The sequence below is a fragment of the Pseudomonas sp. HMWF006 genome, from assembly GCF_003061205.1.
GTDB lineage: Bacteria > Pseudomonadota > Gammaproteobacteria > Pseudomonadales > Pseudomonadaceae > Aquipseudomonas > Aquipseudomonas monsensis.
Genome location: NZ_QAIU01000493.1, coordinates 2,333 through 6,802, shown reverse-complemented (window position 1 = coordinate 6,802; position 4,470 = coordinate 2,333). Strand labels below are relative to the sequence as shown.

4 protein-coding genes are annotated in these 4,470 nt (G+C 62.5%); 1 reads left to right on the top strand and 3 read right to left on the bottom strand.

Annotated features, from left to right (window positions below):
• On the bottom strand, nucleotides 1-656 hold a 656-nt coding region (locus tag DBR24_RS21500), incomplete at its 3' end, for a LysR family transcriptional regulator (protein ID WP_128615753.1).
• A 250-nt stretch (nucleotides 657-906) separates the two neighbouring features.
• On the opposite strand from DBR24_RS21500, the gene DBR24_RS21495 reads away from it, so the two are divergent.
• Complete coding sequence (locus DBR24_RS21495) at nucleotides 907-2,715, top strand: monovalent cation:proton antiporter-2 (CPA2) family protein (protein WP_128615752.1); 1,809 nt, start codon at nucleotides 907-909, stop codon at nucleotides 2,713-2,715.
• A gap of 150 nt (nucleotides 2,716-2,865) precedes the next feature.
• Here DBR24_RS21495 and hcnC read toward each other — a convergent pair whose 3' ends face one another.
• Together hcnC and DBR24_RS31095 are read right to left on the bottom strand one after the other, a co-directional pair.
• On the bottom strand, nucleotides 2,866-4,125 hold the full coding sequence (gene hcnC, locus DBR24_RS21490) for a cyanide-forming glycine dehydrogenase subunit HcnC (protein ID WP_128615751.1): 1,260 nt from the start codon (nucleotides 4,123-4,125) through the stop codon (nucleotides 2,866-2,868).
• Nucleotides 4,118-4,470, bottom strand: a 353-nt coding sequence (locus DBR24_RS31095; protein WP_177490657.1) for a (2Fe-2S)-binding protein, incomplete at its 5' end; no start/stop codon positions are given. The genes DBR24_RS31095 and hcnC, both read right to left, overlap by 8 nt.

The window sequence follows — 4,470 nt, the reverse complement described above, 5'->3', positions numbered from 1 at the left end:
CGCTGCGGCACCACGCTGCTCAAGGCCTGATCAAGCAAAAAGCGGTTGCCCGACGTCTTGTCGAGCGAGATGTAATCCTGCTGATAGAACTCGTCCCACGTCACGCTGCTGCGCCCGGCCAACGGGTGATCGCGCCGGCAAGCAACGACATAGCACTCCTGCACAAGCGGTTCGAAATCGACTTTGGCATCCTGAGTGCCCAGGAAACTCAAACCGAAATCCGCCTCGCCATTCACCACTGCGCTGAGCACATCGTGGGCGCTGGAATCGAGGACCTTGACCTTGATCCGCGGAAACTGCTGGTGGTAACGCGCCACCACCCGCGGCATGAAGTAGTACGCCGCCGACGGCACGCAGGCCACGGTGACGTGACCCATTCGGGTCGAAGCGACTTCGCTGATGCCCAGCAATGCCACGTCGAGGTCATCCAGCAAGCGCTCGACGCTGGGCATGAATCCGCGCCCGGCCTGGGTCAGGCTGACCTTGCGCGTGGTGCGCTCGAACAACTTCACACCGAGCGCGTCTTCGAGCTTTTCGATGCGCCGGCTCAGCGCCGGTTGTGACAGGCGCACGGTGTCGGCAGCCTTGCGAAAACTGCCCTGCTCGACCACCGCGCGAAAGGCCTGCAGGTCGTTGAGGTCGAAGTTGATGGCCATGGCGAACTCTAAAAAGATTGATTCACAAAGGCTATCAATGTAACCAACTGATGCAAAATATTACAGAGCGCATGAGCAGCCCTTGTAGGAGTGAGCCTGCTCGCGATGGCGGAATGTCAGTCAACAACCGGGAATCTGACAGATTGCTATCGCCAGCAGGCTGGCTGCTACAGGGGATCTTCAATGGATCTTGAATCGTTTCAGCCCTTATCCTTATCGCCCCCGCCGTACCGTTGTCAGGAGTTACCCCATGCCCCATGAAGGCAATCTGTTGCAAGCCGCTGTCGTGTTTCTGTTCGCGGCGGTGCTCACCGTGCCTCTGGCCAAACGTCTGCAACTGGGCGCTGTGCTCGGTTATCTGTTTGCCGGGGTGATCATCGGTCCTTCCGTGCTGGGCCTGATCGGCAATCCGCAGAGCGTGGCGCACATCTCGGAACTGGGTGTGGTCCTGCTGCTGTTCATCATTGGCCTCGAACTGTCGCCGCGACGCTTGTGGGTAATGCGCAAATCGGTGTTCGGCGTCGGCCTGGCGCAGGTGTTGCTGACCGCCTCGGTGATTGGCGTGCTGGCGCTGGCGCTGTTTGGCCAGCCTCTTAACAGCGCGATTGTGCTCGGCCTCGGCCTGGCGCTGTCGTCCACCGCTTTCGGCCTGCAAAGCCTGGCCGAGCGCAAGGAACTGACCAGCCCCCACGGGCGGCTGGCGTTTGCGATTCTGCTGTTTCAGGACATCGCCGCCATCCCGTTGATCGCCCTGGTGCCGATGCTCGCCGGCAGCGGTCAGGACACCAGCAACGCCGACAGCCTCAATCACGCCTTGCAAGTGCTCGGCGGCATCGCCGTGGTGGTGGTCGGCGGGCGTTATCTGTTGCGTCCGGTGTTCCGCGTGGTGGCGAAAACCGGCTTGCCGGAAGTGTCCACCGCCACCGCGCTGCTGGTGGTGATCGGTACGGCGTGGCTGATGGACCTGGTCGGTGTGTCGATGGCGCTGGGGGCGTTTCTCGCCGGGCTGCTGCTGGCGGATTCGGAGTATCGCCATGAACTGGAAGCACAGATCGAACCGTTCAAAGGGCTGCTGCTGGGGTTGTTTTTCATCAGCGTCGGCATGGGCGCAAATCTCAGCCTGTTGCTCAGCGCCCCCGTCACCGTACTGGGGCTGACGCTGTTGCTGATCGGTCTGAAGCTGCCGTTGCTGTTCGTTGTCGGGCGTTTGGCCGGTGGTCTCAACAAGATCAGCGCCATTCGCCTCGGTATCGTCCTGGCGGCCGGTGGTGAATTCGCCTTCGTGGTGTTCAAGATCGGTCGCGATCAGGGTCTGTTCGAACCGCGCCTGTACGACTTGCTGGTGCTGACCATCACCCTGTCGATGGCGGTGACGCCATTGTTGCTGTTGGTCTGTGCGCGTCTGGTCAGCCCGAAAGTGCAGCCGGTGGAAGTGCCGGAGCAGTTCCGCCAGATCGACACCGAAACGCCACGGGTGGTGATTGCCGGCATGGGCCGGATGGGGCAGATCGTGGCGCGGATTCTGCGGGCGCAGAACATCCGGTTCGTGGCGCTGGACACCTCGGTGGAAACCATCGAGCTGTCGCGCAGTTTCGGCGGTGTGCCGGTGTTCTATGGTGACCCGATGCGCCCGGAAATCCTCAACGCGGCCAAGGTTGGCGAGGCGGAATATTTCGTGATTGCCACGGATGACCCGGAGACCAACATCAAGACGGCCGAAATCGTGCGCAAGCTGTATCCGCACATGAAAATCATCGCCCGGGCACGTAACCGTCAGCACGTGCACCGCTTGGTCGATGTCGGCGCCGAGCCGATACGGGAAACCTACTATTCGAGTCTGGAAATGAGCCGCCGCACCCTGGTCGGCCTCGGTCTGACCCAGGCCCAGGCCGATGCGCGGATCAAGCGCTTCAAGCACCACGACGAACAGGTGCTGGAAGCCCAGCACGCGGTTTACGACGACGCCGCCAAAGTCCTGCAGACCGCTCAGGAAGCCCGGGCGGAACTGGCGCGGCTGTTTGAGTCGGATCAGCTGGAAGAGGAATCGCGCCAGGACTGACGTCCTTGCACAGATCCAAATGTCAGACCGCCAGGGCCGACGCCTTCGCGGGCAAGCCCACTCCCCCAGGTTTTATGAACGACTGAAAACCCTGGGGGAGCTGGCTTGCCAGCGAAGAGGCCAGCACATTCCGCATCAATGTGCCTTGAATCAGGCCAGCTCTAATTCATGCTCGTGCTTGACCGGCGCCACCTCAAACCGGTCGGCCAGGAACGGCGTGATATCCAGCGGCAACGGCTCGTCGTTGATCAGTTTGTCCAGCAGCACACCGGTAATCGCCGACGTCAGAATGCCGGTGCGGAAGTGTCCGCAGGCATTCATGTAGCCCTCCACCCCACGCATCGGCCCGAGAATCGGCAACTCGTCCGGCGAGCCCGGACGCAGTCCGGCCCAGGTGCGCTTGAGGTTGACGTCCTTGAGTTCCGGCAGGCAGCGCACCGCCCCCTGCACCAGCCCGGCGATTTCCGGGTAAGTGGTGGTCACGTCGAAACCCTTGTCTTCGGTGGTGCTGCCGATCAGGATCTCGCCGTTGTCCTTTTGCGCCACGTAGCAATCGCTGGTGGTCAGGCAGCCGTTGAGAATTTTCGGCAGGCGTTCGGTCAGCAGAATCTGGCCCTTCACCGGTTTCACCGGAATGCGGATGCCCGTCGCCCACTCGCTCAAATCCGCCGCCCAGGCGCCGCCCGCGTTGATCAGCGTCTTGCAGTGAAACACCCCCGCCTCCGCCGTCTGCACCCCGGTCACGCGGGTGCCGTGGTGCAGCACACCGGTCACGTTGGTGTTGACGAAGATATCGACACCGTTCTGCCGCGCACCCTCCAGATAGGCATCGGCGAGGCGAAACGGGCTGACCTGGTGATCGCAAAGAAACTCCAGTGCGCCACGGGCCTCGTGACTGACGCTCGGCTCGGCTGCACGCAGCGCCGCCTGATCGAGCCAGCGCACCTGATCGGCGAGGTGCGGAATGCAACCGACGATGTGTTCGGCGTAGAGCCGGTCTTCGTCGTCATAAATGACGAATTTCAGCCCGGTCTTTTCGAACTTGAAATCCATCCCGTGGTGGTCTTTCAGCTCCCGGTGCAACGCCGGGTACAGCGCGTTGGACTGCAGGGCGAAATCGAAGAACGACGCCGGCAGGATATGCGGTGTGCTGGCGTCTACCGCCACTGCCGCGCCCTGGGTTTCGCGCTTGCGATTGGCCGACATCATGCGGAAGAAAATCACCCCGCAGCCGAGGCCGACCGATTCACCGATCGCCCACAAACCACCGGCCGAAGCACGGGTCGCGTTGCCCGGCCGCTTGGCATCAATCAGCGCGACCTTGAGGCCCTGGCGCTTGGACAATTGATAGGCGCAGGACGCCCCGATCACGCCGCCACCGGCAATGATCACGTCATAGAACTTACTCATGGGCAGCGGCCTCCGTGCCGACGGACTGGAACGCGGAAAATGGAATCGGATCAATCGGGAAACGCGGACGCAGCCAGCCGACGTCCTTGCGTCCGGTGGCCTGGCGCAGACGGTCGCTGCAATAGCCGACGCACATCCGCCCCTGACAGTCGCCCATGCTCACCCGGGTGCGCATTTTCAGGCTGGCGATGTCTTGCACGCCCTGCTCCAGCGCGCGGTCGATGTCGGCGCGGGTCGTGTGTTCGCAGCGGCAGATCACCGTGTCGGCGGCCGGCAACGCGGTCTGGCCGACGCCGCGCTCGGTGTAGCGATCCACGGCAGCGCGAAAGCGCACGATGGCTTTGA